The sequence below is a fragment of the Ruegeria sp. YTSC325 genome (assembly GCF_059609525.1).
Map to the genome: position 1 here is coordinate 187,843 of NZ_JBXWLY010000007.1, position 24,647 is coordinate 212,489.

General features: G+C 59.3%; 25 protein-coding genes. 12 read left to right on the forward strand and 13 right to left on the reverse strand.

Annotation, left to right across the window (positions count from 1 at the left end; genetic code table 11):
* Positions 1–106: 106 nt before the first annotated feature.
* Complete coding sequence (locus AC2FF7_RS12395) at positions 107–952, forward strand: HalD/BesD family halogenase (RefSeq protein ID WP_496905697.1); 846 nt, start codon at positions 107–109, stop codon at positions 950–952.
* A 46-nt stretch (positions 953–998) separates the two neighbouring features.
* Positions 999–1,382: a bleomycin resistance protein gene (locus AC2FF7_RS12400; RefSeq protein WP_480865745.1), complete on the forward strand. Its 384-nt coding sequence runs from the start codon at positions 999–1,001 to the stop codon at positions 1,380–1,382.
* Between the two features lie 75 nt (positions 1,383–1,457).
* Here the strand turns inward: AC2FF7_RS12400 and AC2FF7_RS12405 are convergent, their stop codons facing one another.
* Together AC2FF7_RS12405 and AC2FF7_RS12410 are read right to left on the reverse strand one after the other, a co-directional pair.
* Complete coding sequence (locus tag AC2FF7_RS12405) at positions 1,458–2,105, reverse strand: response regulator transcription factor (RefSeq protein ID WP_480865744.1); 648 nt, start codon at positions 2,103–2,105, stop codon at positions 1,458–1,460.
* Positions 2,102–3,535 (reverse strand): cache domain-containing protein, encoded by a 1,434-nt coding sequence (locus AC2FF7_RS12410; RefSeq protein ID WP_170354475.1) that lies wholly within the window; start codon positions 3,533–3,535, stop codon positions 2,102–2,104. Before AC2FF7_RS12410 ends, AC2FF7_RS12405 begins: the two co-directional genes overlap by 4 nt.
* A gap of 247 nt (positions 3,536–3,782) precedes the next feature.
* Here AC2FF7_RS12410 and AC2FF7_RS12415 point away from each other — a divergent pair, with 247 nt between their 5' ends.
* From AC2FF7_RS12415 to AC2FF7_RS12425, 3 genes are all read left to right on the forward strand, one after another.
* The gene (locus AC2FF7_RS12415) at positions 3,783–4,865 is read left to right on the forward strand and encodes a TRAP transporter substrate-binding protein (protein WP_170354474.1); all 1,083 of its coding nucleotides are present in this window, start codon (positions 3,783–3,785) and stop codon (positions 4,863–4,865) included.
* A gap of 118 nt (positions 4,866–4,983) precedes the next feature.
* Entirely contained in the window at positions 4,984–5,910 is a 927-nt protein-coding gene (locus AC2FF7_RS12420; RefSeq protein ID WP_170752655.1) for a TRAP transporter small permease subunit, read from the forward strand.
* A 17-nt stretch (positions 5,911–5,927) separates the two neighbouring features.
* Positions 5,928–8,282, forward strand: coding sequence for a TRAP transporter large permease subunit (locus AC2FF7_RS12425; RefSeq protein WP_170354472.1), 2,355 nt, complete (start codon positions 5,928–5,930; stop codon positions 8,280–8,282).
* 56 nt (positions 8,283–8,338) lie between these two features.
* Here the strand turns inward: AC2FF7_RS12425 and AC2FF7_RS12430 are convergent, their stop codons facing one another.
* The 5 genes from AC2FF7_RS12430 to AC2FF7_RS12450 form a co-directional block, all read right to left on the reverse strand.
* Complete coding sequence (locus tag AC2FF7_RS12430) at positions 8,339–9,697, reverse strand: dicarboxylate/amino acid:cation symporter (RefSeq protein ID WP_496905698.1); 1,359 nt, start codon at positions 9,695–9,697, stop codon at positions 8,339–8,341.
* A gap of 243 nt (positions 9,698–9,940) precedes the next feature.
* Positions 9,941–10,330: a VOC family protein gene (locus AC2FF7_RS12435; protein ID WP_496905699.1), complete on the reverse strand. Its 390-nt coding sequence runs from the start codon at positions 10,328–10,330 to the stop codon at positions 9,941–9,943.
* 6 nt (positions 10,331–10,336) lie between these two features.
* The gene (locus AC2FF7_RS12440; RefSeq protein ID WP_170354469.1) at positions 10,337–11,161 is read right to left on the reverse strand and encodes an arginyltransferase; all 825 of its coding nucleotides are present in this window, start codon (positions 11,159–11,161) and stop codon (positions 10,337–10,339) included.
* Positions 11,162–11,239: 78 nt separating this feature from the next.
* The gene (locus tag AC2FF7_RS12445; RefSeq protein WP_496905712.1) at positions 11,240–11,671 is read right to left on the reverse strand and encodes an RDD family protein; all 432 of its coding nucleotides are present in this window, start codon (positions 11,669–11,671) and stop codon (positions 11,240–11,242) included.
* Between the two features lie 67 nt (positions 11,672–11,738).
* A complete protein-coding gene (locus AC2FF7_RS12450) occupies positions 11,739–12,161 on the reverse strand; it encodes a DUF2852 domain-containing protein (RefSeq protein WP_480865741.1) in 423 nt (140 codons plus the stop codon).
* Positions 12,162–12,349: 188 nt separating this feature from the next.
* Between AC2FF7_RS12450 and AC2FF7_RS12455 the strand changes: the two genes are divergently transcribed.
* Genes AC2FF7_RS12455 through AC2FF7_RS12470 form a run of 4 tightly spaced genes read left to right on the forward strand, consistent with a single transcriptional unit; the run spans position 12,350 to position 17,173 of the window.
* A complete protein-coding gene (locus tag AC2FF7_RS12455; protein ID WP_480865740.1) occupies positions 12,350–15,136 on the forward strand; it encodes a [protein-PII] uridylyltransferase family protein in 2,787 nt (928 codons plus the stop codon).
* On the forward strand, positions 15,123–15,392 hold the full coding sequence (locus AC2FF7_RS12460) for a hypothetical protein (protein ID WP_480865739.1): 270 nt from the start codon (positions 15,123–15,125) through the stop codon (positions 15,390–15,392). The genes AC2FF7_RS12455 and AC2FF7_RS12460 overlap by 14 nt, the downstream gene beginning before the upstream one ends.
* Before the next feature lie 39 nt (positions 15,393–15,431).
* On the forward strand, positions 15,432–16,634 hold the full coding sequence (locus tag AC2FF7_RS12465; protein ID WP_480865738.1) for an RSP_2647 family RNA methyltransferase: 1,203 nt from the start codon (positions 15,432–15,434) through the stop codon (positions 16,632–16,634).
* The gene (locus AC2FF7_RS12470; protein ID WP_480865737.1) at positions 16,631–17,173 is read left to right on the forward strand and encodes an RSP_2648 family PIN domain-containing protein; all 543 of its coding nucleotides are present in this window, start codon (positions 16,631–16,633) and stop codon (positions 17,171–17,173) included. The genes AC2FF7_RS12465 and AC2FF7_RS12470 overlap by 4 nt, the downstream gene beginning before the upstream one ends.
* A gap of 71 nt (positions 17,174–17,244) precedes the next feature.
* Here AC2FF7_RS12470 and AC2FF7_RS12475 read toward each other — a convergent pair whose 3' ends face one another.
* Positions 17,245–17,934, reverse strand: coding sequence for a M48 family metallopeptidase (locus AC2FF7_RS12475; RefSeq protein ID WP_496849033.1), 690 nt, complete (start codon positions 17,932–17,934; stop codon positions 17,245–17,247).
* Positions 17,935–18,042: 108 nt separating this feature from the next.
* Between AC2FF7_RS12475 and AC2FF7_RS12480 the strand changes: the two genes are divergently transcribed.
* Positions 18,043–18,507 (forward strand): GFA family protein, encoded by a 465-nt coding sequence (locus tag AC2FF7_RS12480; protein WP_480865735.1) that lies wholly within the window; start codon positions 18,043–18,045, stop codon positions 18,505–18,507.
* An 8-nt stretch (positions 18,508–18,515) separates the two neighbouring features.
* On the opposite strand, the gene AC2FF7_RS12485 is transcribed toward AC2FF7_RS12480, so the two are convergent.
* From AC2FF7_RS12485 to AC2FF7_RS12505, 5 genes are all read right to left on the reverse strand, one after another.
* Positions 18,516–19,700 carry a vWA domain-containing protein gene (locus tag AC2FF7_RS12485; protein ID WP_496905700.1) on the reverse strand — a complete coding sequence of 395 codons (1,185 nt, stop codon included), beginning with the start codon at positions 19,698–19,700 and terminating at the stop codon, positions 18,516–18,518.
* 2 nt (positions 19,701–19,702) lie between these two features.
* Positions 19,703–19,873, reverse strand: coding sequence for a hypothetical protein (locus tag AC2FF7_RS12490; protein ID WP_353390253.1), 171 nt, complete (start codon positions 19,871–19,873; stop codon positions 19,703–19,705).
* Positions 19,874–19,876: 3 nt separating this feature from the next.
* Complete coding sequence (locus AC2FF7_RS12495) at positions 19,877–21,241, reverse strand: DUF2927 domain-containing protein (RefSeq protein ID WP_480865733.1); 1,365 nt, start codon at positions 21,239–21,241, stop codon at positions 19,877–19,879.
* Positions 21,238–21,687, reverse strand: coding sequence for a GNAT family N-acetyltransferase (locus AC2FF7_RS12500; RefSeq protein WP_480865732.1), 450 nt, complete (start codon positions 21,685–21,687; stop codon positions 21,238–21,240). Before AC2FF7_RS12500 ends, AC2FF7_RS12495 begins: the two co-directional genes overlap by 4 nt.
* 97 nt (positions 21,688–21,784) lie before the next feature.
* The gene (locus AC2FF7_RS12505) at positions 21,785–22,630 is read right to left on the reverse strand and encodes an AAA family ATPase (protein WP_353390247.1); all 846 of its coding nucleotides are present in this window, start codon (positions 22,628–22,630) and stop codon (positions 21,785–21,787) included.
* A 372-nt stretch (positions 22,631–23,002) separates the two neighbouring features.
* Between AC2FF7_RS12505 and dksA the strand changes: the two genes are divergently transcribed.
* Positions 23,003–23,425: an RNA polymerase-binding protein DksA gene (gene dksA, locus AC2FF7_RS12510; RefSeq protein ID WP_170354457.1), complete on the forward strand. Its 423-nt coding sequence runs from the start codon at positions 23,003–23,005 to the stop codon at positions 23,423–23,425.
* A gap of 70 nt (positions 23,426–23,495) precedes the next feature.
* Complete coding sequence (locus tag AC2FF7_RS12515) at positions 23,496–24,647, forward strand: FAD-dependent monooxygenase (RefSeq protein WP_496905701.1); 1,152 nt, start codon at positions 23,496–23,498, stop codon at positions 24,645–24,647.

A 24,647-nucleotide genomic window follows, 5' to 3' on the forward strand; every position in this document is an offset into this window, starting at 1 on the left:
TTTCGCTTGTGCTCAAAAGCGTCACGACGATGTCCGAAACGAGCATGATTGCGGCTCAAAGCTGAGGCAACCTGACCCAGACCTTTGCTGGCAACGGAGGCAGGCCATGCTGCATGATCTGATTGATCTGGGACGGTATCCGATAGATTGTCCGGACTCGCGGGCATATGAGCAGTTAATCAACGATCTGCGAAAAGAACTGGATCAGGATGGCTGCGCCGTCATGCCGGGGTTCGTTCATGCCGAAGGTGTCGCGTCGCTGTTGCAAGAGGCTGAGCGTGTCGCAGGTCACGCCTATCGCTCGTTCAACCGGACGAACGCCTATTTCACGCAGGACGATCCTACGCTGGAAAGATCCCACCCAGTGCGGCAGTTTTATGATCGTTCGAACGCGTTTGTGCCTGCGGATAATTTACCGAATTCCGGGCCGCTGAGGCGTATATATGAGTCTGAACCTTTTTTGCCTTTTATCCGGGCGGCGCTGAACGAACCGGAAGACAAGTTCTTTCGCTACGATGACCCGTTGGCGGATGTGATTATCAACGTTGTGGAGGAGGGGCAGGGTTTTCCATGGCATTTCGACACCAACAACTACACGGTCACACTGGCCATTCAAAATGGTGAGGCAGGCGGTGCGTTCGAATACGTCCCGAACCTTCGAACCGCCGAGGACGAGCAGTTTGAATCGGTCGCTTCGATTCTTGACGGAAGCAGGTCAAGGGTCCGTGAATTGGAACTGCTTCCTGGCGATCTGCAGATATTCCGTGGGCGGTACGCGTTGCACCGGGTGGCCCCTGTGAAAGGGCCGCGCAGCCGTTACGTCGGCATTTTCTCATTCGCCGAAGCCGAAGGGATGTGTGGCAGCGTTGAGCGAACCAAACAGCTCTATGGTCGGGTGCTACAACATCACCATGATCGGGAGGGGCTGAGAAACGATCCATTGCTGGATTGAAACGTGGTAGCCTGCGCGTGAGATAGATTTTCCGCCGGAGGCGCGTATGCCTGAAATATTGCAGCTCACTCCATTTGTATTGTGCTCTTCGTTGCAAAAGCAGATAGACTTCTATTGCGACCGTCTTGGGTTTGCCTGCGGGTTTCGGCAAGACAATTACGCGTTTCTGTCGCTTGGCCCAGTGGCCGTTCGTTTGCTGGAATGCCCGCCGCGCGAAGACCGACGACAGTTAGGCGACGAGCAATCGTTCTACATAGACGTGGATGATGTTGACGCGCTGTATGAAACCCTACGCGCGGGGTTGGAGAGTTTGCCCGAGGGACGCGTGCGGCCACCATTTGACCAACCCTATCAGCAGCGCGAGTTTCACGTCATTGATGAAGATGGAACGCTGGTGTTTTTCGGTCAGGACATCAGGCCACGGGGCTGAGTGCTCCCGCCCGTTGTCAATGCGTCTGCGGCGCATCTCCGCCGGTTGGGCCGGGCAGCGCGTGCCGCGCTGCGGTCAGAAACCGGGGCTGGTGCCCTGCAAGACTCCATGCTCGAGCGCATAGCGAGTCAGACCGGCGGTCGAAGAAATTCCCAGTTTGCGTTTGATGTTCTTGCGGTGGGTCTCGACTGTGCGGACCGAGATGTCCAACGTTTGGGCTACTTCTTTGTTGGATTTTCCCTGCGCCAGTTCCAATAGAATGGTCTGTTCCCGACCCGTCAGGGCCTCGCGCGCACCACCTCTTTTGGGTTCCAGCGATCCGCTGGCCCCGGTGCACAGGTATTGCTCGCCTTGCATAACGGCATCGATGGCCTTCTTGATCTCGTCCGTCGGAACATCCTTGAGGACATATCCCTTGGCCCCGTGACTGAGGGCCGTCGAAATGTATTCAGGGCTGTCGTGCATGGACAGGACCAGAACGCGGGTTTGAGGCAGGCGTTCCAGAATGATCTCGGTCGCGCTGAGGCCGCCCATGCCGGGCATGTTCAAATCCATCAAGATCACATCAGGTGCCAGAGTAGCGACCTGATCTACGGCGTCCTGCCCGCTGCTGAGCGTTCCGACAACAGTGATTTCGTCGTAGCTTTCGAGGATCGACTGTATCCCTTCGGCGACCATTGGGTGGTCGTCTACGATAAGGACACGGATTGTGGCGTCGCTCATGTACCGGCCTTTCGGTTGGGCGTGGCGTCTTCCTGTGGCGGCAGCAAATGGCTGAGAGGCAGGCTGACCTCGATCACCGTTCCGCTGCGTGGGCCGCGTGATGACAGAATACGCAGCGATCCGTCAAGCTGTTCGATACGCTCCTGCATGTTTCGCAACCCGATCCCCGTACTGCCGTCGCCGGGTGCACTGCGCAGTCCGCGGCCGTTGTCGGTGATCCGCATGGTTGCGCCCTTTTTGTGGCCGCGCAGGTCTATCGTAACACGAGTTGCGCCGGAATGGCGTTCGATATTGGTCAGGGCCTCTTGCGCGATACGGTAGAGCGCAATCTTGCTGTCCTGATCCAGACGGTTGCGGAAGACAACCGTTGAGAACTCGGTGTCGATTCCGGTGCGGTCCCTAAAGTCATCGGTCAATGCCTTGAGGGCAGGGCCAAGCCCGAGGTCGTCCAAAACGCCGGGACGCAGGTCGCGGCTTATGCGACGAACTTCGGTGATGGCAGACCCCAGATGGTCGATGCCCTTGCCCAAAGGATCACGCGCGCCCGCATCATCGCCACGTTCCAACCGCCTGCGGGCGTTATCCAACGCATAGCGCACGCCCACAAGGATCTGGCTGATCCCGTCATGTAATTCGCGCGCCACGCGGCCCCGCTCTTCCTCTTGCGCATCGAAAACGCGTTGTGTCAGCTCTTTCAGCTTTGCGTCGGCCAACCTGCGCTCGCGAACGTTCAGCAGCATCCCCGATGTGAAAACGATTAGGACAGCCGCCAGAACGATAGCGCCGATGTATCCAAAGGTGCGCTGCACACGGGCCTCGACCTCGGCACGGGCATTGGCGACGGTTGCTACGATATCGTCGATGAAAACGCCGGTCCCCACGGCCCAGCGCCAGTCCTGCAGGCCGACCACATAGGCGATCATCTGCGCCTCTTCCCCGGTCGAGGGCTTTTGCCACATAAAGCTGTGCCATCCCGCGCCCTGACGGGCGAGGCGAATGAACTCATCCACGACAGGGGTGCCATCGCTGTCGGTCAGCCCCTCCCAGTTGCGGTTGATGAATTGCGTCTGACGTGGGCTGACAAGGTTGTTGCCGTCATAGTCATAGACGAAGAAGAATCCGTCCTTACCGTAGATCATCGCCGACAGGATCTGTGTCACAAGATTCTGCGCGACCTTATCGTCGGGCGTGGCGCGGCCATAGATATAGGCAAACCCGTTGCGGGCCTGGGTGACATAGTTGCGCAGTTCTTCTTTCTTGGCCTCGATCAGGCGACGTTCAAGTGCCTGAATTTCGCGCTCGGCCGTGGCGCGGGCTTCCTGTGTAACAAAGAACGCAATTGCCGCCACGGCCACCAATAGCGGGATAGCTGCCACAAGTGACAGTTTCTGGCCATAGGTCAGCGAGATCAGGTTGCGAAATCCTTTCATGGACGAATCGATACGCAAGCGCGCGGGAAAATGCAAAATCTTTGCTCGAGACCGGTTTTTTCTATCGTTCGCGAGCGGAAAGCACTGGACGTTTCCCCAATTTCTAAGCCTCGCCGCAGAAAAACCGGCTTACCTACGTAGTAGTAGGTATTCACATTCAAATTCCTGTCATTAGGCTGGCGCGCACTGAAAACGACTGCCCCGAGATCGTTCGGGGGTTTGAACTATGTAGGGGAGGAACACTCATATGGATCGTCGTTCATTTCTAAAAACATCTGCTCTGGGCGGCTCGGCTGCTGCGGCCACCACGCTGGCAGCACCGGCTTATGCACAGGGCAAGCGCACCCTGACCATGGTGACCTCGTGGGGTCGCGGTCTGGCGGGCGTTTTTGACAGCGCACAGCGTTGCGCCGACAGCATCACTACGATGTCCGATGGCGACCTGACGGTCGAAATCAAAGCCGCGGGCGAACTGGTTGGCGCGTTCGAGGTCTTTGACGCCGTTTCGTCCGGTCAGGCCGACATGTACCACGCTGCCGATTATTACTTTGTGGGTCAGCACCCGGGCTACGCGTTCTTCACCGCTGTTCCGTTCGGCATGACCGCGCAGGAACTGGTGAACTGGTACTACCACGATGGCGGCATGGAGCTGCATGACGAGCTGGGCGAAATCTTTGGCCTGAAATCCTTCCTGGCCGGGAACACCGGCGCGCAGGCGGGCGGCTGGTACTCGAAAGAGATCAACGGCCCCGAGGATTTCCAGGGTCTGAAATTCCGCATGCCGGGTCTGGGTGGTCAGGCGCTGGGCAAGCTGGGCGCATCGGTTCAGAACATTCCGGGCTCGGAAGTGTATCAGGCGCTGTCCTCGGGTGCGATTGACGGCACCGAGTGGATTGGCCCCTGGGCGGACGAAAAAGCCGGTTTCCAGGAAATCACCAAGACATACTACACCGCGGGCTTCCACGAGCCGGGCGCAGGTCTGTCGCTGGCAACGAACCGCGACGTGTTCGACGAACTGACACCTGCACAGCAGAAGATCATCGAGATCGCAGCTGGTGAAGCACACCAGTGGAACCTGGCGCAATTCCTGGCCAACAACGGCGCGGCGCTGCAGCGCCTGCAGTCGGGTGGCGTGAAGGTTCTGGAATTCCCCGACAGCGTCTGGGATGCCTTCGGTCAGGCTAGCCAGGAAGTTCTGGACGAAAACATGGGCGACGAGCTGTTCAAGAAAATCCACGACAGCGCAATGTCGTCGATGGCAGCGTCTTCGGCATGGAACAACCTGTCGTCGGGTGCCTACACCACCCAGCGCGACCGCGTTCGCGGCTAAGCAGCGTTTCTTCGACCAAACGGTTTCCCCACCACGCGTGGGGAAGCCTTTCCCGTTGCAACAGCGCGGTTCGGACAGCCGCGCATCATAGGTGCAACTGACGCGACCTGGGGACAACATGCAGGACGAAAACGGTATCTCGTTCTTCGGCGCCCTGTGGAATGGACTTGTATGGTTCATCCAGAACATTGCCGAAGCCTTCTATAATTTCGGATACGCCATCACGCATCCGCAACTCTGGCTAGACTGGTCAGACAAGGCGTCGATCATGCGCTTTGTCTATTACGGTGGCTCGGTCGAGTTCTTCTTTGTGATCTTCACCTTCTTTCTGGTTCTGACCGCCGTCGGCCTGTACTACCGCAATTTCATGTGGGGGATGGTGCGGGTTCTCGAGGGCTTTGCGAACACCACAGGTCGGTTCTTTGCATGGGCCGGTTTGTTGATGGTCATCCAGCAGATTGTCATCGTTTTCATGCAACGGGTGTTTACCCGCCCTGATATGTCCTTTGGCCTTGGTATCCCATTCACTCAGGATATCAGTTGGTTCGCGGAAGAACTTAAACTGTATAACGCCATGGTGGTCTGCCTGTGCTGTACCTATACGTTCGTGCAGGGCGGGCATGTGCGCGTTGACCTGATCTATGCCGGCATCAGCCATCGGGCCAAACGCGTGGTCGACATGTGCGGCGCGGTTCTGTTTATGATGCCTATGGCCGTGCTGACGTGGATGTATGGCTGGTACTTCATGTGGCGGCACCTGATCGTGCCGAAACCCTCGGCTAGTGATACGTTGGACCGCCTGGTCGCCAAATCCCGCGCGCTGCGCTGGAACGTGGAAACCATCGGTTTCAGCCCCAACGGGTTCAACGCGTACTTCCTGTTCAAGATCCTGCTGGTGGCTTTTGCGGCCATGGTGTTCCTGCACGCCATTGCATTCCTCTACCGCTCGTTCTTGGAATACTCGGAAGGGTCCGAGAGCACAGGAAAATACCTCGACAAGGATAGCCTTGGTGAGGGTGAAGAAGCCTACGAAGGCGCACATTAGGGACGGAGACCCAGACTATGTTATTCGGACTTGATGGCGTCGAGATAGGCCTCATTATCGTATTCTTCTGCCTTTTCGGAGGCATCCTATCCGGTTTCCCGGTGGCGTTCGCCATCGGCGGGGCAGGGATCATTTCCTTCGGGATCATCGCAGCGCTGGACAGTGCCGGGCTGCTGATCCACCAGGCAATTGATACCGGCTCCCAAGCCTACCGAGATCTCGTGAATTCGGGCGTCAAACCCGACACGGTGTCGGTTTTCCGCTTCCCGGACTTACCAAGGATCGCCGAGCCGGTCTTTGTGCAGGGCTGGGAAACCGCGCTGGACCGCAACGTGTCCTTCATCGTGAACCGCATGAACGAACGCGTTCTGGCCGGTCAGTCGATTGAAACCCTGCTGGCCGTTCTGATGTTCGTCCTGATGGGCATCACGCTGGAACGCTCGAAGATCGCAAACGATCTGCTGACCACGATGGCACGTGTCTTTGGCCCGCTGCCCGGTGGTCTGGCCGTGTCGATTGTGGTTGTGGGGGCGTTCCTTGCCGCTTCGACCGGGATCGTGGGCGCGACCGTTGTGACCATGGGCTTGCTGGCGCTGCCAACCATGCTGCGCAACAACTACTCGCCAGAACTGGCAACCGGTGTGATTGCGGCCTCGGGCACGTTGGGGCAGATCATCCCACCGTCGATCGTGATCGTTCTTTTGGGGACGCTGGCCGGTGATCTGTATTCGACCGCGCAGGAAACCCGCGCGCAGGATGCAGGCTGTACAGACGCGCTGACCTATCTGGGTGAGCCTGCGGTGGTCTCGGTTGGGACATTGTTCCAAGCCGCTTTGCTGCCGGGGATCATGCTGGCGCTGCTTTATGCGCTTTATGCCTTTGGCTATGCGTTGCTGAATCCGGAAAAGGCCCCGGCCGTTGAAATGTCAGGCGGTAGTGGTGAGCCGATCACCCGTGCCGAAGGTCTGACCTGGTTGCTGGGTGCACCGGTTGCGCTGATCGTGGGCATGATGGTTCTGAGCAGTGCTGGTGTTGTCGGAAGCCAGAACATCAGCGTCTCGGCTTTCTCGGATATCGGTGAGGGCGCATCGCTGCGCACGAACGTGTCTGAGGAATGCAAAGCCTCGATGATCGACTTGCACGGACAATTGGCCTGGGATCAGGCCGTGGCCGAGCAAGAGGCCATCGATGCCGCAGGTGGCACCGCCGAGTCGACACGCCTGACCGAAGAGGAACTGGTTGCTGCGCAACAAGCTAAGATCGCTGCTGCTGCGCCGATCGGCACGGGTGTGGCTGTCATGGTCGTGCTGCTGGGTCTGACGCTGGTCATGGGTCGCGGCATTGCGCCATCGAAGCCGACGCAGCCGCTGATCGTAGGGGCCATCGGCCTGTTGCTGATGCTGCTGGTCGATGTCCTGCTCATTGCGCCAACCACGTCCTCGGGGGCGACCTTTGTCTTGATGGCGGTGCCGTTTGCGCTGGCCATTTATGGATGCAAAGAGGCCGCTGCGCGCTGCGCGACCAATGATCTGATCCGCGTGGTCTTCCCGCCGCTGGTTCTGATCATCGCGGTTCTGGGCTCGATCCTGGGCGGTGTGACCAACCCGACGCCCGCTGCGGCGCTGGGGGCAGGCGGGGCGATCATGCTGGCCGCGTACCGCAAGCTGCAGGATCAGGGCCGCTCGGCCAAGGTGATCATCTGGGCGACTTTGGCCGTGATCGTGGCCTTGCTGATGGGTGTGAACTTTGACCTGCGCATCAACCAGAGCGATGTTAGCGTCGAGACCTGGATTGCCTTCATCGTGGCCTATGGCGCCTATCTGTTTGCCCTGTTCGGCTTGCTGTTTGGTTGCTGGGTCTTGTTTACCAGCGGGGTTCTGACGCCCGTGGTGCGCGAGACAGCCAAGGTGACCTCGATGGTCTTCACCATCCTGATCGGCTCGCAGTTGCTGAACCTTGTGGTGATCTCGTTCGGGGGTGAGCACTATATCCAGCAGTTCCTGCGCAGTTTCGACAACGAGTTCACGGTCTTCCTGATCGTGATGCTGGTGCTGTTCATTCTGGGCTTTGTGCTGGACTTCCTCGAGATCATCTACATCGTGATCCCCATCGTGGGCCCGGTGATCTATGGCGGGTCGTTCGATCCGAAATGGGTCACGATCATGGTGGCGGTGAACCTGCAGACCTCGTTCCTGACGCCACCTTTCGGGTTCGCGCTGTTCTACCTAAGGGGCGTTGCGCCTAAAGAGGTCACAACAGGTCATATCTATCGCGGGATCATTCCATTCGTGCTGATTCAGGTAGTCGGGATTGGTATCCTATGGTTCTTCCCGACCATCGTGACCATCGTGCCGGATCTGATCCCGAATTGATCAGGCCGACATAAAAATGACAGACCGGAGGCCCTGTGGCCTCCGGTCTTTTTTGTTCAGGCTTCGGCTTTGGGATGCGTCAGTTCCGCAAAAGCAGCTTCGGCCTCGTGGTCGATATCCAGCGTGGCAGGGGTCAGGGTCCCGGCGTCGGGGTCATTGAAGACCGCCCTGTCCAGCTTGTCGACACGCTGGGCGACAATGGTGGTGACAACCGCGTCGCCGGTTATGTTAACCACCGTCCGCATCATGTCGATGATCCGGTCAACGGCGAGGATGATGGCGATCCCGTCCAGCGGCATTCCCAGTTGATTCAACACCATGGCCAGCATCACGATACCCACGCCAGGCACTCCGGCAGTGCCGATTGAGGCCAGAACCGAGATCGAGATGATGGTCATATAGCCACCCAGCCCCAGATCAATCCCATAGGCATTGGCCAGGAACACCGTCGCCACCCCATGCATGATCGCGGTGCCGTCCATGTTGATCGTCGCGCCCAACGGGATGCCGAACGAGGCAACCGAGCGGTCTACACCGATGCGCTGGGTCACGCATTGCATCGAGGCCGGGATCGTCGCGTTTGAGCTTGAGGTCGAGAAGGCAAACACCTGTGCCGAACGCATTTTGCGCAGAAACGCACGCGGGCTCAGGCCGGTGCAGACGTAAAGCAGCACCATCAACGTCACGCAAAGGTGGAAGACAAGCGTCAGGCTGATGGTCGCTAGATATCCGATGACCGGGGCAAACAGGCCGAACCCTTCCAGCGCAAAGGTCTTGGCAATCAGACAGAAGACGCCGATCGGAGCGAAGGCCATCACGATCTCGACGATTTTCATCGCCAGTTCGTTCATGAAGGTACAGCCCTCGACAAAGGCTTTGGCGCGGCTTCCGATCATCAGGACCGCAATGCCGACAACGATCACATAAAAGATGATCTGCAGCATTTCGCCATTGGCCAGCGCTTGAACCGGGTTCTTGGGGATGATGTTTGCCAGTATCTGCCACGCGGTATCCTGCGTTGCGACGGACACATCCGCGCTGGCCATATGCAGGCTGTCAAATCCTATGCCGGGGTTGATGATGTTGGCAAACACAAGCGCCGTCATCACCGCCAGCGCCGTGGTCGCCAGATAGGTCACAAAAGTCAGCCCTTCGACACGCCCCAAGACCTTGAGATCACCAATCCCAACCACGCCGCACAGTAGGGAAAAAACCACCAGCGGTACGACCAGCATCTGCAGCGCGTTCAGGAACATCTGGCCGACCATGCTGAACAGGCCATTGACCAGATGTTCTTGAAGGAACGGTATGTGCCAATAGTTCAGGGCCAGTCCAAGGGCTGAACCAAGCGCAAGGGCCGTTAGAATTTGCGTCGTCAGGTTGGCCGCAAGCAGCCGTCGAATAGCATGAGTCATTGTCCGTCTCCCTTTACCAAAGCCAAACCCGCAGGTCGGGAACCTGTTGCATCACGGGCTATGTCATTGAAGCCCAGCCGAGCGGATCTAAACGGGGTCGAACGGCTGAGGGTCAGGATTACTTGGTGACGTAGGGTAAGGATTCAATCGCTGGGCGTAGGGAAGTCGCCATTTAGATGATTAATAATTGTTCATCTTTTCTGACGGATCTGCCCCGAGACAGTCAAAATGCTGGAACAAGCGCTAGCTGAACTCGATCAAATCCCAGCGATTTCCAAACGGGTCGCGCCAGACCGCGACGGTTCCATAAGGTTCACGACGCGGGGTTTCCTCGAACGTCACGCCAGCCGCCGTCATGGCCGCGTGGTCGCGTTGAAAATCATCCGTTGCCAGGAAAAAGCCGACACGTCCGCCGGTTTGGTTGCCTATGGCCTTGTTTTGATCGGCGTCAGCCGCTTTGGCCAGCAGCAAAGACCCCTCGGGCGCGTTGGGGGGGGCCACGCGCACCCAACGTTTACCATCACCCAAATCAATGTCCTGCTCGAGCGTAAAGCTCAGGGTCTGCGTGTAAAATGAGATCGCAGCATCGTAGTCTGGCACTACGAGGGTCACCGCATGCAGGCTCTGACGCATGGGACTTCAGCCTTTGGTCGGGTGTCGGTCGGGCAATTGAATATTCGCGACTTGTTCGGCAATCGGAGCGGTCGACAGAGGGTGGTGGCCCGATCCTGCAAGATCAGCCGGGTTTCCGACCTTGACCCATTCACCTTGAATATATGCCTCCAACCCCGAAAACCGGGCCTTATATCCCATCTTGGGGCTGCCAGGGACCCAATATCCAAGATAAACATAGGGCAGTCCGGCCTCGCGCGCGATGTCGATATGATCAAGGATCATATAGGTGCCCAAGGAATTCTGCGGTTGATGCGGGTCATAGAACGAGTAGACCATGCTAAGCCCGTCATCCAGAACATCGGTCAGACTGACGGCGATCAGGTTATCGGTGTCGGGGTCCGCATATTCCACAACGCGGCTGCGGATCGGAGTTTCCTCGATCATTGCGGCGAATTCGAACACGTCCATATCGGCCATACCTCCATCGGCATGGCGGGTATCCAGATAGCGGCGAAACAGCTCGTACTGTTCATCGGTGGCCCAAGGCGAATTGGCCTTGCGCTGCAGGTACGCGTTTCGCTTTACCGCGCGCTTTTGGCTTTTGCTGGGGGCAAACGCGGATACGTCGATACGGGCTGACAGACAAGCGGCGCAATCGGCACATGACGGCCGGTACAGGACGTTTTGCGAGCGGCGAAACCCTTGTTGCGACAACGAGTTATTCAGTTGATCTGCCCCTTCACCCTGTAGGGCTGTGAACAGCTTCCGCTCCATCCTGCCCTCAAGATAAGGGCAAGGCTGTGGGGCCGTCACATAGAATTGTGGCGCGATAGGCAGCGTGTGTCGCATGAAAGTCCCGTGTTTTCTGACCGGGATGATAGCAATCGATCCCGGAGCCGCCAAGTGATTCACGCGACAGGGTTACTATTACGCGCGCTGGTTGATCATCACCGTTCCAAGGAAGGAATCCGTCAGGCCCTGTCCGCGGGAACTGGTCAGCATCATGATGACCGAGATGACCTGCACCACAAAGATCGCCATACTCACGAAATATCCCGCTGTATGGGCGATAGCCTTGCCCAGGTCCATCCGTGTGCCGAATGCATCACGCAGTTCGATTCCCATAAAACGCATGCCCAAAGTGGCCGACCCGTTCGCAATCGTGACGACACGGTAGACAAAGCTGATGACGGCATAGATCAGAGGCAGGAAAAACAACCCCGCACCCAGAGTGAGGAAGATCGGAACAATACAAAGCAGCGATATCAGCGCGATATCGAACAGCCAGGCGACAAAGCGCTTGGTCGCCACCGATTGATAGAATTCCGGTTGGCGATCTGGATCTGGTAGATGAGTCATATAGGGATATCCGCGTCGTTGAATGGGTTCACCCTGTCCCGAAAACCGGGGCAGGGCAAGGATCAGATCAGGCGCGTGCGTCGCTTTCGTCTGCATCGTGGTTATCACGGGCGCGTTCGTCCATGAATTGATCGAACTCGGCCTTGTCCTTGGCATCGCGCAGGCGGCGCAGGAAGGCTTCGAAATCCTGTTGTTCGCGCTCGAGCCGGGCCAGGGTGTCGGCCTTATAGGCATCAAAGGCGCTGTTGCCCGACGGTTTCATCGCGCTCATGTGGCTGTTCCAGGATGTGCGGCGGCTGCAGGATTTGCTGAACATGCGTTTGCTCCAGATCATATAGGCCAGAAGGGCCAGGCCCACAGGCCAGAAAAAGATGAAACCTAGGACCATGGCGCCAATCCAGGCGCCTTTGCCCTTGTCGTCCAGCCAGGCCTCGATACGGTGCAGCCATCCCGGATTTGAAGGGACGGCGGGGTCGGATAGTGCGGTCATTTTGGTCTCCGGGTTGATGTAAATTGTTTTCACATTGAATAGATGGGAGTTGGGCGGCAGGTTGCAAGGGGTGTATGTAAAAATGTTTTACATTGGCTTTAAGGGGGTGTCGCAGCGATGCAGTTAGGACTTGTGCAAGCCTTTGAAATCAGGCCATTTGGGGACAGTAACACGCCGGAGGCCCCATCATGACCGCTCTGTCGATCCAGCGAATGCCGCGCCCGTTCGATCCCGCGTTGGGTGATGAAACACAGGGTCTGGTTGCGGATCTGACGCCTGAACAGGCTGAGCTGATCGCGGGTGTCGCGGGTTCTAGCCCGTATCTCAAAGGGTTGATCGAGCGGGAAAAAGACTGGCTGGCCGGGGCCTTGCAGCAGCCCGATCAAGCGCTGGCTGAGGTGATGGCAGCCGCCCGCGCGCTGCCGCCGGATCAGCTGAAACCGGGGTTGCGGCAGGGCAAACGACGGATGGCGCTGCTGACCGCGCTGGCCGATGTGGCGGGGGCGTGGCCCTTAGAAAAAGTGACAGCTGCGCTGACGGATTTCGGGGCGCTGGCGGCGGATGTGGCGGCCAAGGCCGAGATCGCCGCGCTGATCCGGCGAGGCAAGTTGCCGGGCATGAGCGAGGACGACGTTGAAACCGCCGCCGGGATGATCATTCTGGCCATGGGCAAGATGGGCGCGCATGAGCTGAATTACAGCTCGGATATCGACCTGATCGTGCTGTTCGATGAGACCCGGTTTGACCCGGATGATTTCTACGAGGCGCGCCATGGCATGGTGCGTGCCACGCGGAATTTCTGCGCCACGCTCAGCGACAAAACCGCCGATGGCTATGTGTTCCGCACCGATCTGCGGTTGCGCCCCGATCCCGGGGTAACGCCCGTGTGCATGGCCGCCGAGGCCGCCGAGCGGTATTACGAAAGCCTGGGCCGCACGTGGGAGCGCGCGGCTTATATCAAGGCGCGCCCCTGTGCCGGGGACATCGCAGCAGGGCAGCGGTTTCTGGACACGCTGCGCCCCTTTGTCTGGCGGCGGCATCTGGATTTTGCGGCCATTCAGGACGCCCATGACATGCGCCTGCGCATCCGCGAAAACAAAGGAACCGGCGGTGCGCTGACCATTCCGGGCCACGACATGAAGCTGGGGCAGGGCGGCATTCGTGAGATCGAGTTCTTCACCCAGACCCGCCAGTTGATCGCCGGGGGGCGCGACCCCGATCTGCGCGTCCGCGGTACGGTGCCGGGGCTGGCCGCGCTGGCCGAAAAAAGCTGGGTGCCGCAGGAGGTCGCCGACAAGCTGACCGACCATTACCGTGCTCATCGCGACGTCGAACACCGCATCCAGATGATCCACGATGCGCAGACCCACAAAGTGCCGCAATCTGCGGAAGGTATCGAACGTGTCGCCTGCCTTATGGGGATCGACAGCGCCGAGCTGACCTCCGACCTGACCCGCCGCCTGACCGAGGTGCATGAACTGACCGAAGGGTTCTTCGCGCCCGGAGCAGTAGCCCCCGCGCCAACCCCCGAGGTTAGCTTTGACGAAGGCGTCATGGCGCGCTGGCCGACCTATCCGGCGCTGCGCTCGCAACGGGGCGCGCGGATATTCGAACGGCTGAAACCCGAATTGCTGGCGCGTTTGGCCAAGACCGCGAAACCGGATGAAGCGCTGCTGGCGCTCGACGGGTTCCTGTCGGGCCTGCCTGCGGGGGTGCAACTGTTTTCCCTGTTCGAGGCCAACCCGCATCTGATCGACCTGCTGGTCGATATCGTCGGCACGTCTCATGCGCTGGCGGGGCATCTGTCGCGCAATGCTTCGGTCTTTGACGCGGTGATCGGGGGCAGTTTCTTTGACGACTGGCCCGGGCAAGCGGTGTTGCACGCCGATCTGGAGCAGGCGCTGGCGCAAGAGGCAGACTATGAGACGCAGCTGGATTTCGCCCGCCGCTGGTGCAAGGAATGGCATTTCCGCATCGGTGTTCACCACCTGCGCGGGCTGATCGACGGCGCACAGGCCGGGCAGCACTACGCCGATCTGGCTAGCGCCGTGATCGCCGCGCTTTTTCCCTGCGTGACCGAACAATTCGCCCGAAAACACGGGCCCGCACCGGGACGAGGGGCGGTGGTGCTGGGCATGGGGTCGATCGGGGCAGGGCGGATCAACTCGCAATCCGATCTGGACATGATCGTGATCTATGACCCGCTGGATCAGGACATGTCCGACGGTCCGCGCCCGCTGGCCACGCGCACCTATTACGCGCGGTTCACGCAGGCTTTGATTACGGCCCTTTCCGCGCCCATGTCGCAGGGGCGGCTCTATGAGGTCGACATGCGTCTGCGCCCTTCGGGCAATCAGGGGCCGGTGGCGACCAGTTGGGCCAGTTTCACCAACTACCAGCAGAATGAAGCATGGGTCTGGGAACACTTGGCCCTGACCCGCGCCCGCGTTGTGGCTGGAAATGCTGATCTGGCGCAGGATATCGAAACCTTCCGCGCCGAATTTCTGACCCGTCCCCGAGATACCGCGAAGGTGCTACGCGAGGTGGCCGAGATGCGCACGAGACTTGCCGCCGCCAAATCTCCGGCCGGTATCTGGGATGCCAAGAACGGCTCGGGTCGGATGATGGATATCGAACTGATGGCCGAGACTGGCGCGTTGCTGTCCGGTTTACCTCAACGTGATGTACACACGGGGATGGACGGCGCGGTCGCTGCTGGCTTGCTGAATGTCGCGCAGGCGCAAACGCTGAAGGACTGCTATGATCTATGCTGGTCGGTACAATGCGCGGCCCGGCTGCTGTCGGGCAAGGTGATCGAGGCCGACAAGATCGGCGAGGGCGGTGCCGCCTTCCTGTGCCGGGCCACCGGGTTTGAAAAGGTCGACCAGCTTCAGGCCGCGCTGCAGGACAGTTACGACACCGCCGCCGGGATCATCGGCTGCGTTATTTCGGAGGATACTCATGGCGCGCAGTGACGACCCCAATGACCACAAGGGCCTGATCCGCGAGGCATATAACATGGAGGGCATCACATTGCCCGAATGCCGAAGCATCTTTCTGGACTGGGCACTCAGCCTGCCTGCGGATCGGGATCAGACGCAGGCGCTGACCGATCTGCACGCCATCTACGCGGCGCAGGCGGATCACCCGATGACGCAGGTGCTGACCGAGGGATTGCAGGCAGCACAAAAACCCAAACGCCGCGGCGGCTGGCGGTCCCGCGATCGCTAGGGCTTTTCCCCGCGCGCCGGAGCCACTAAGAGGAGCGGCATGACCCAATCCGCCGACCGCCCCCGTATCCGCCTGAAACCCAAAGCCAATGCGCGCGGACTGCGCCACGGCTTCCCTTGGGTCTATGCCAATGACGTCGTTACAGACCGCCGCACCCGTAAGATCCCGGCAGGGGCTTTGGCCGTGTTGGAAGACGAAAACCGCGCGCCCATCGCGCTGGTGGCGGTGAACCCCGAGTCCAAGATCATGTGCCGCGTTTTGGACCGCGATCTGGATGCCGAGTTAAACGCCACGTGGTTCGAAACCCGCCTGCGCCGCGCGCTAGACATGCGCGAGCGCCTGTTCGACGCGCCCTATTACCGTCTGATCCACGCCGAAGCCGATGGCTTTCCCGGTGTGATCATCGACCGCTTTGGTGACGCCTGCGTCATCCAACCCAACGCGGCGTGGGCCGAAGCGCATCTGGACACTCTGACCGACGCGCTGGTCGCGGTGACCGGCGTGACCACGGTGCTGAAAAACGCCTCGGGCCGGACACGCGGGCTTGAGGGGCTAGACGATGCCAACCTCACCCTGCGCGGCACGGCCCCCGATGCGCCGCTGCCGGTGCCTATGAATGGCGCGACCTATATGGCCGACCTGACCGGCGGCCAGAAAACCGGGCTGTTCTACGACCAACGCCCCAACCACGCCTTCGCGGCCCGGCTGGTCCAACCCGGCGCACAGGTGCTGGATGTGTTCAGCCACGTGGGCGGGTTCGGTCTGGCGATGCTGGCTGGCGGAGCCGGGTCGGCGCTGTCCGTCGATGGCTCAGCCGCCGCATTGGAATTGGCCGCCCAAGGCGCGCAAGCCTCGGGCTTTGCCGACCGGTTCCAAACCCGGCAAGGCGACGCCTTCGATGTCTTGACCCAACTGGCCGAAGAGGGCGCGCAATACGACGTGGTCATATGTGACCCGCCCGCCTTCGCGCCCTCGAAACAGGCGCTGGACGCGGGGCTGCGCGCCTATGAGCGCATCGCGCGTCTGGCCGCGCCGCTGGCCAAACCGGGCGGTTATCTTGGCCTGTGTTCCTGTTCTCACGCCGCCGATCTGGGCCGTTTCCGCGACGCCTCATCGCGAGGGATCGGCCGAACCGGGCAGCAGGCGCAACTGATCCACACGGGCTTTGCGGGGCCGGATCACCTGCAACTGCCGCAACTGGCCGAAAGCGGATACCTCAAAGCCGTGTTCTACCGGGTGTGAGGGCGGTTCTGGATACCTGCGTCATCTATCCCACGGTGATGCGAGCGATGCTGTTGGGCGCGGCAAAGATGGGTCATTTCGAACCCATATGGTCTGCGCGCATCCTCGAAGAATGGGCCCGTGCTGCACGAAAGCTGGGCTCCACGGGTGAGTCACAGGCCCGCGCCGAAATTGCCCTGACTCAATCTCAATGGCCCAAAGCAGAGCGTGAAGCACAACCAGGTCTTGAGCAGCGCCTCTGGCTGCCCGATGCCGCTGATGTTCACGTACTGGCCATCGCCATAGCGTCGTCGTCAGATGTAATTGTCACTATGAACGCGAAAGACTTCCCCCGAAACATCCTGTCGGAAGAAGGGTTGGACCGCCAAGATCCCGATAACCTGCTGCACGGCTTTTGGCGCATCGATCCGGAAGGCATATCTAAGATGGCCGACCGTGTTCTCGCAGAAGCCAACCGCCTCTCAGGCGACCAATGGACCCTGCGTGCGCTGATGAAAAAAGCTCGTCTGCCACGCCTGGGCAAAGCCCTCACCACTTAAATCCGATCCGCCCGTCATCTGGCTAAAAATACCTCGGGGTGTGTGAGGGGCTGGCCCCTCACGGCCGCAACCTATCCACCCGCCTTCCAACGCTGTTCAAGCGCCTCCAACGCCGCAATCCGCTCATCCGTTTTGGGATGGCTCATTAACCAAGCTGGCGTAACTCCCGCCCTCTGCTCGGTCAGCTTTTCGAGCTTGTGAAACAGAGATTTCTGCGGCCCAATCCCAATCCCGGCCTTGGTCAGCAGCGCGGCGGCATATTCATCCGCCTCATACTCATCCCCGCGCGACAGGCGCGAGGCCAGCAGATGCGCCAGCATATTCGCGATCCACGCCCCAATGAACGGAATGAACCGGTTCAACACCATGATCAGCGCCGTCCGCAGCGCGTTCTGACCGGAAAAATCAATCATCCGCCGCCGCGCATGACCCAGCGCCACGTGACCAAGCTCATGCGCGATCACGCTGGCCATTTCCTCGGCCGAGACGTCGCCATCGCGGAACTTGCGATAAAACCCCCGCGTGATGAAAATCCGCCCGTCCGGCGCGGCCAACCCATTTACAGGGTCGATTTCGTAGATGTAGACCGGAACCCGCTCGATCTCGAGCGCCGCCGCCAAACGATCGGTCATGCGTTTCAGCGCAGGGTCCGCCAACTCGGTCGACTTCGCGTCTAATTCGCGATGGGTACGCCACACGGAAATCCGGTACATAACGACGGCATAGGCGATGGCCAACAGGATTGGGGTCAGGCGCAGCATAGATCAGATATGGGGCTGCGCAGAGGCCGAAGCAACAGGAAAATGACGCTGCGCAACAGCCTGTGAGGGCGCGTTGACCGGTCGCGAGAGGCGTGTTTAACCTGCGCCATGACACAGATCCAGACATGCTGTTCCTGCGGTCAGACCAAAGTGACCGTCACCGCCGCGCCCCGTGTTCGTTTTCGCTGCCATTGCACGAAATGCCAGTCCGTTTATCAGGCGCCCTACGCGGATGCCTTGCTGCTGCGCCGGGGGCAGGCGCGTCCTGCTGATCCGTCAACCATCAAATGGATTCACACCGAAAACCCGTCGCCTCTGTCACGCGGTCTGTGCAAATCTTGTGGCGATCCGATGCTGGCTTATCTGTTCGGCGCGCTCTCGGTGGTTCCGGCCCGAACGGCGCAGCAGATGGAACTGCCACCGGTCGATTGCGACATCTATTACGGCACGCGGGTCGAAGATCAGTTGGATAATGTCCCGAAATACTCGGGCGCGGTGTCAACCTATCTGGGCCTGACTTTACCCCTTACGCGGGTGCTGACCCTTCCGGGCCGGGATCCAATAAGCAGTTGAGAGCCGGTTCAGCGCGTCAGTTCGCGCATCCCTTGCTCCAGCCCGGCCAGAGTCATCGGCACCATGCGGTCCTCGAAAATCTCGCGGATCATGCTGATGGAATGGGTGTAGTCCCAGTATTTCTCGGGCACCGGATTGATCCACAGGTTTGAATTCCACTGATCTCGTGCGCGTTGCAGCCAGACCTGACCTGCCTCTTGGTTCCAGTGCTCATTCGCCCCGCCGGGGTAGGCGATTTCATAGGGGCTCATGGAGGCATCGCCTACGAAAATACACTTGTAATCGGGGCCGTAGGTGCGCAGCACTTCATGGGTGGGGGTCTGCTGATCCCAACGACGGGCATTGTCGCGCCAGACGCCTTCGTACAGGCAGTTGTGGAAATAGTAATATTCCAGATGCTTGAACTCGGTCCGCGCGGCGGAAAACAGCTCTTCGACCACCTTGATATGCGGGTCCATTGATCCGCCTACGTCCAGAAACAACAGCACTTTGACCGCGTTGTGACGCTCAGGTCGGGTTTTAACGTCCAGATAGCCGTGTTCGGCGGTGGCGCGAATTGTGCCGTCCAGATCCAGCTCGTCCGCCGCGCCCTCGCGGGCCCAGCGGCGCAGGCGTTTCAGGGCGACCTTGATGTTGCGGGTGCCCAGTTCAACTGTGTCATCTAAGTTCTTGAATTCACGCTTATCCCAGACCTTGACTGCGCGCTGGTGACGGCTTTCCTTCTGGCCGATGCGAACGCCCTCGGGGTTGTACCCATACGCTCCGAACGGCGAGGTCCCGGTGGTGCCGATCCATTTGTTGCCACCCTGATGGCGGCCTTCCTGATCCTTGAGCCGCTCTTGCAGCGTCTCCATCAGTTTCTCGAACCCGCCCATGGCCTCAATCTCGGCCTTTTCTTCTTCGGACAGGTGTTTTTCTGCCATCTTGGCCAGCCATTCGGCGGGGATGTCCACAGCCTCGATCACCTGGTCAAAGCTAATTTCTTCCAAACCTTTGAAGCTGGCGGCGAAGGCTTGGTCGAACTTATCGATATTACGTTCGTCCTTCACCATCGAGACACGGGCGAGGTAATAGAACGCCTCGACATCATAGGTGGCCAGACCCTTTTTCATGCCTTCCAGAAAGGTCAGGTATTCGCGCAGGGATACTGGAATACGGGCTTTGCGGAGGTTTTCAAAGAAGGGAAGGAACATGGCTACGAAATCAGTCTGACGATGATCAATGACAGGATAAGGCCCACCAGCGAAAAGGCGATACCATAGCCAGCGGCGTATTGTGCCATGTCCGCACCACTGCCGTTTCGCTTGCGCGCGGCCATCGCTCCTAGGACCGCCCCCAGTAATGCCATTCCCAGAACTACGACCATGCGTTAACCGCCTCTGTTATTCGCGGGTGCCTCTGCAACGTCCTGCATCAGCGACCGGACCACCGTTTCCGAGCCAAACCCGTAGCGTGCCCATCCCAGACTGTCCAGCCTGACGGAACGTGCTTCGGTTGGGCGTCCCGCCTGATTTAGAGCCTCGGATTTCAGCAGCAATAGTGTTGCCAGCTGCGAGGCGTTTTCAGCGCGCGTCATAACGTCGATGGCTTTGTCCAATTCGGGCAGGAATTGCGGTCCGCTGCCTTGTGCCAATGCATAAGTTCCAAGTTGAGTCGTGATATACGCCTGATGAATCTCTGTGTTTGGTGTCGCGCGGAGGTATTGCAGGGCGGTGTCATAGTCGCGCAAGGCTTTTTGCGGATTGTCGAACTGTTCCATCCGACCCATCAGGAAATAGGGATAGGCACGACGGTGGTCGGTCCATCCTTGTTCCGCGCCAATCCGGGCGGCGCGACTGGCCGAGCGTAGTCTGGCGTCAACACTGCGGTTGGGGTTGAGGGAACTCTGGATGGCTCGAATCCAGTCTCGCGTGGTCTGGGTCGTTGGTTGCGCCGGCACGTTTTCACCGCGCGGGTTCAGACGTTTGAGCACGTCAGGTATGACGGCCTCGACCTCTTCGCGGGTCATGCCGCTGCGCAACTCAGGCGCATAGGCCGCGCGCAGGACCAGCATATCGAACCCAGTCAGAACGGTGTGTATGTTGTCGTCGTTAAAGATCGAATCCGGTAGATGATACAGGTCGTTCAAAGGGCCCAAAGCCTGCGCAAGCTCTTCGTGCAGGCAGTCGCGTTTTTCCTGTGGGCTCGCGTCAAATGGGATGAAAATGCCCAGTCTTTCCCGGTTACGCAGGCGGAGCCAACTGCTTTTCTGTTTCCGCCGATCCCGGCGGTATTCCTCAAAGTCCGAAGAATTGGGCACCACGAAACAGGCTGCCTGGGGCAGGATGCTTTGGATTTGTTCCTGGCTGACGGCTTCGATGGTGATATTGGCGGGGCCGTCCTGGATTTGCCGGATATCGATCCCGGCTTCACGCTGTAAGCGGGTCAGAAGGCGTCGGAGATCGCGTTGCATTGAAGGGGTGACCTGACCCCTAAGGCGCACGGTTACCGGTTCTTCAAACCGGGTGAAGACAGGCAGCGCAGTGCCGCTTTCCAACGCGAAGTGAAGCGACACGAAATCCTGCGCGATACTCACGTTGGATCGCGTGGGCGGGGTAGGGCGCGCGGTCGCGAATGACTTGGCCGGCGGCAGGATGTCTTCGGTTGGTTTGACGCGCGTCGGCGGTTCGGGTGGGGTGACCGTGGTGCAGCCTGCAAGGGCCAATCCGAACACCATCGCACCAAGCCTGATCATGGGCGTTGATACCGGATGAAGGGCGTTTGCTTGCCGATACGGTCATAGAGCTTGCGCGCGGTGTGGTTGAACTCCTGCGTCAGCCAATAGACCGAGGGCGCGCCCTGACGGTCAGCTTCGTCATATACAGCCTGAATCAACGCACGGCCGACGCCGGTACCGCGTGATGCCGGGGTTGCGAACAGGTCTTGCAGGTAACAGACAGACTCTTCCTTCCACGCATGACGGTGGAACAGGTAGTGTGTCAGTCCGACCAACTGTCCGGCGCTTTCGGCGACAAAGCAGGAAAAATCGTTCGGGTCATCACCCAAAAGGCGGGCAAAAGTGGCGTCATAGGTGCCGTCGGGAACGGTCGTTTCATAGAACGCCAGATAATCGCGCCATAGTTCGGCCCATTGGGCGCGATCATCAGGCCGCAAGGCGCGGATCGTAAGGGTGTCAGACACTCAGCTTGTCCCATCTGCTCGGATGCCCGGTCTTCGGGCCGTCGTTAACCAATGCTGACAGCCCGCTTGCCGTATGGCAAGGCCGATCACCCCATGATCAGCGTTTGCTACGCGCCATAAAAGCCAGACGTTCGAACAAGTGCACATCCTGTTCGTTCTTAAGCAGCGCGCCGTGAAGCTTGGGTAGGGCATTCGCTCCGTCGCGTTTCAGATCCTCGGCGGTCAGATCCTCGGCCAGAAGCAGTTTCAACCAGTCCAGTACTTCCGAGGTCGAGGGCTTTTTCTTCAGCCCCTGCGTGTCGCGGATTTCATAGAACTGCGTTAGTGCGGTGGTCAGCAGCGCGTCCTTGATGCCGGGGTGATGAACCTCGACGATGCGGCGCATCGTGGTCTCATCGGGGAAACGGATATAGTGAAAGAAACACCGGCGCAGGAAGGCGTCGGGCAGTTCCTTTTCGTTGTTCGAGGTGATGATCACGATAGGCCGGTTCTTGGCTTTGATCGTCTCACCAGTTTCGTAGACGTGGAACTCCATCTTATCGAGTTCTTGCAGCAGGTCGTTTGGAAATTCGATATCGGCCTTGTCGATCTCATCAATCAGCAGCACGACCTTTTCGTCGGCATCGAACGCCTGCCACAGCTTGCCCTTGCGGATATAGTTTGACACGTCATGCACGCGCTCATCGCCCAACTGGCTGTCACGCAAGCGGCTGACGGCGTCATATTCGTACAGGCCCTGTTGCGCGCGGGTGGTGGATTTCACGTTCCACTCGATCATCTTCAGACCCAGCGCGCCAGCCACCTGTTTGGCCAGCTCGGTTTTGCCGGTGCCGGGTTCGCCCTTGACCAGTAGCGGACGCTCCAGTGTGACCGCGGCATTCACCGCGATGGTCAAATCATCAGTGGCAACATATTCGGCTGTGCCTTGAAAACGTGCGGTCATGGGGTCCTCATCCTGTATCGCGCGGCCTGTGGTCTTTGGGTTACAGAGCAGTGAGGATTTTTACAACCCGCGTCGCTGAGTGCCGTCGCGCCAAATTGGTCAGCGAGTCCAATGCCTTTGGTTGATTCGAGCGCTAACAGACCCAGCGGCATTTTGGGGGATGCCTTGAAAAGGCCCGCCAATTTTCACAGAAAAACAAGGTTTTGTTGTTTGATGTCTCATATTTAGACTGTTTATGATCACACTTGTTCGGCGCTACGTTTGCATAGTGACAATCCCCGCGCCGTCAGATAAACGCTCCGCAGAAGGGAATGCCTCATGTCTGGTGAAGAGAGTGCACTCGGCGTTGAAGGCCACACCGAGGGAGCAAAAATGAAGCAGGAAGTATTTCTGCCCGAAGATTATCGTCCAGCCGAAGACGAGCCATTTATGAACGACAGGCAGCTTGAGTATTTTCGTCGCAAGCTGTTGGACTGGAAGACCGAACTTTTGGCAGGCAGCCGCGACACGATCGAAGGTTTGCAGGACAACACCCGTAACATCCCCGACGTTGCCGACCGCGCAAGCGAGGAAACCGATCGAGCGTTGGAACTGCGCACGCGCGACCGTCAGCGCAAACTGGTGGCTAAAATCGACTCGGCCCTGCGCCGGATCGATGAGGGTGAGTATGGTTACTGCGAAAAAACAGGCGACCCGATCTCGCTGAAGCGTCTGGATGCGCGCCCGATCGCAACCATGACGCTCGAGGCGCAGGAACGGCATGAGCGTCGCGAAAAAGTCCACCGCGACGATTGATCGTCCTGAAATGTCAAGAATTCAAACGCCGGGGCCTGTTGCTCCGGCGTTTTTGCGTTAAGGCAATGCTATGAAGATCAATGGTTTGAAGTTTTGCGTGGTTGGCGGCGGCATCGGCGGACTTGCTGCGGCGTTGGCCATGCGCCAGCGCGGTGCGCAGGTGACGGTGCTAGAGCAGGCCCCAGCACTGACCGAGGTCGGAGCGGGCCTTCAGATCAGCGCCAACGGGATGTCCGTTCTGCGCGCCTTGGGGGTTGCGGGGGATCCGCCTGAAGCCGCGCAACTCTCGCACGGAACTATTTTGCGTGACTATCGCAAGGGTCGGGTTATCAGTCGCATCCCAGCCCCTGCGGCGGGTCCGACATTCTACTATCACCGCGCCGATTTGCTGGAGCTGTTGCGACGGGCGTCCGAGGATGCAGGTGTCGACATACGCCTTGGCGCGCGAGTGCAGACGGTTCGCAAACACCCGTCCGAGGTCGAGATCGTGCTGGATGATGAAGAGCGCCTCCGCGTCGAATGTGCCATTGCCGCAGATGGTGGACGCAGCACCCTTCGCCCGATCCTGAACGGCCCCGAGGCCCCAGCCTTCACCCACCAGATCGCCTGGCGCGCGACGGTGCCTTGGGAGGATAAGGTCGAGAAGTCGCAAGCCTCACTGACAATGGGGCCGGGGCGGCACATCGTCACCTATCCGCTGCGCGACCAACGCCTGATGAACGTCGTAGCAATTGAAGAACGCTCGGACTGGCAGCAGGAAGGCTGGCGTGTAAAGGGCGATCCCAATGACTTGCGCGCTAGGTTTGCCGATTTTGGAGGGCCGGTGACAGACATTCTGACAAAGGTCGAAGAAACGCATCTGTGGGCACTGTTCATGCGTCCGGTGGCCGAGAGATGGCAGAACGGACGCTTGGCCCTGTTGGGCGATGCGGCCCATCCGACGTTACCCTTCATGGCGCAAGGAGCGTGTCTGGCGCTTGAGGATGCCTGGGTTCTCGCACGCTCTTTCGACAACCAATCGGGCGTAAGGCAGGCCCTTGTAGCCTACGAATCCGTGCGCCAACGCCGCGCGCAGCACGTGGTAGCTGCCGCATCCGCAAATGCACGCAATTTTCACTTGCGCGGTCCGATGCGTTTGGCCGCGCAAGCAGTTCTGGCGGCGATAGGTCCGCGCCTGACGCAGAAATACGACTGGATCTACAACTACGACCCAACCGTTTGA

Bases quoted from the DNA above. Each gene is read 5' to 3' on its own strand.
- AC2FF7_RS12395 (WP_496905697.1), top strand. From the start codon at position 107: ATGCTGCATGATCTGATTGATCTGGGACGGTATCCGATAGATTGTCCG.
- AC2FF7_RS12400 (WP_480865745.1), top strand. From the start codon at position 999: ATGCCTGAAATATTGCAGCTCACTCCATTTGTATTGTGCTCTTCGTTG.
- AC2FF7_RS12405 (WP_480865744.1), bottom strand. From the start codon at position 2,105: ATGAGCGACGCCACAATCCGTGTCCTTATCGTAGACGACCACCCAATG.
- AC2FF7_RS12410 (WP_170354475.1), bottom strand. From the start codon at position 3,535: ATGAAAGGATTTCGCAACCTGATCTCGCTGACCTATGGCCAGAAACTG.
- AC2FF7_RS12415 (WP_170354474.1), top strand. From the start codon at position 3,783: ATGGATCGTCGTTCATTTCTAAAAACATCTGCTCTGGGCGGCTCGGCT.
- AC2FF7_RS12420 (WP_170752655.1), top strand. From the start codon at position 4,984: ATGCAGGACGAAAACGGTATCTCGTTCTTCGGCGCCCTGTGGAATGGA.
- AC2FF7_RS12425 (WP_170354472.1), top strand. From the start codon at position 5,928: ATGTTATTCGGACTTGATGGCGTCGAGATAGGCCTCATTATCGTATTC.
- AC2FF7_RS12430 (WP_496905698.1), bottom strand. From the start codon at position 9,697: ATGACTCATGCTATTCGACGGCTGCTTGCGGCCAACCTGACGACGCAA.
- AC2FF7_RS12435 (WP_496905699.1), bottom strand. From the start codon at position 10,330: ATGCGTCAGAGCCTGCATGCGGTGACCCTCGTAGTGCCAGACTACGAT.
- AC2FF7_RS12440 (WP_170354469.1), bottom strand. From the start codon at position 11,161: ATGCGACACACGCTGCCTATCGCGCCACAATTCTATGTGACGGCCCCA.
- AC2FF7_RS12445 (WP_496905712.1), bottom strand. From the start codon at position 11,671: ATGACTCATCTACCAGATCCAGATCGCCAACCGGAATTCTATCAATCG.
- AC2FF7_RS12450 (WP_480865741.1), bottom strand. From the start codon at position 12,161: ATGACCGCACTATCCGACCCCGCCGTCCCTTCAAATCCGGGATGGCTG.
- AC2FF7_RS12455 (WP_480865740.1), top strand. From the start codon at position 12,350: ATGACCGCTCTGTCGATCCAGCGAATGCCGCGCCCGTTCGATCCCGCG.
- AC2FF7_RS12460 (WP_480865739.1), top strand. From the start codon at position 15,123: ATGGCGCGCAGTGACGACCCCAATGACCACAAGGGCCTGATCCGCGAG.
- AC2FF7_RS12465 (WP_480865738.1), top strand. From the start codon at position 15,432: ATGACCCAATCCGCCGACCGCCCCCGTATCCGCCTGAAACCCAAAGCC.
- AC2FF7_RS12475 (WP_496849033.1), bottom strand. From the start codon at position 17,934: ATGCTGCGCCTGACCCCAATCCTGTTGGCCATCGCCTATGCCGTCGTT.
- AC2FF7_RS12480 (WP_480865735.1), top strand. From the start codon at position 18,043: ATGACACAGATCCAGACATGCTGTTCCTGCGGTCAGACCAAAGTGACC.
- AC2FF7_RS12485 (WP_496905700.1), bottom strand. From the start codon at position 19,700: ATGTTCCTTCCCTTCTTTGAAAACCTCCGCAAAGCCCGTATTCCAGTA.
- AC2FF7_RS12490 (WP_353390253.1), bottom strand. From the start codon at position 19,873: ATGGTCGTAGTTCTGGGAATGGCATTACTGGGGGCGGTCCTAGGAGCG.
- AC2FF7_RS12495 (WP_480865733.1), bottom strand. From the start codon at position 21,241: ATGATCAGGCTTGGTGCGATGGTGTTCGGATTGGCCCTTGCAGGCTGC.
- AC2FF7_RS12505 (WP_353390247.1), bottom strand. From the start codon at position 22,630: ATGACCGCACGTTTTCAAGGCACAGCCGAATATGTTGCCACTGATGAT.
- dksA (WP_170354457.1), top strand. From the start codon at position 23,003: ATGAAGCAGGAAGTATTTCTGCCCGAAGATTATCGTCCAGCCGAAGAC.
- AC2FF7_RS12515 (WP_496905701.1), top strand. From the start codon at position 23,496: ATGAAGATCAATGGTTTGAAGTTTTGCGTGGTTGGCGGCGGCATCGGC.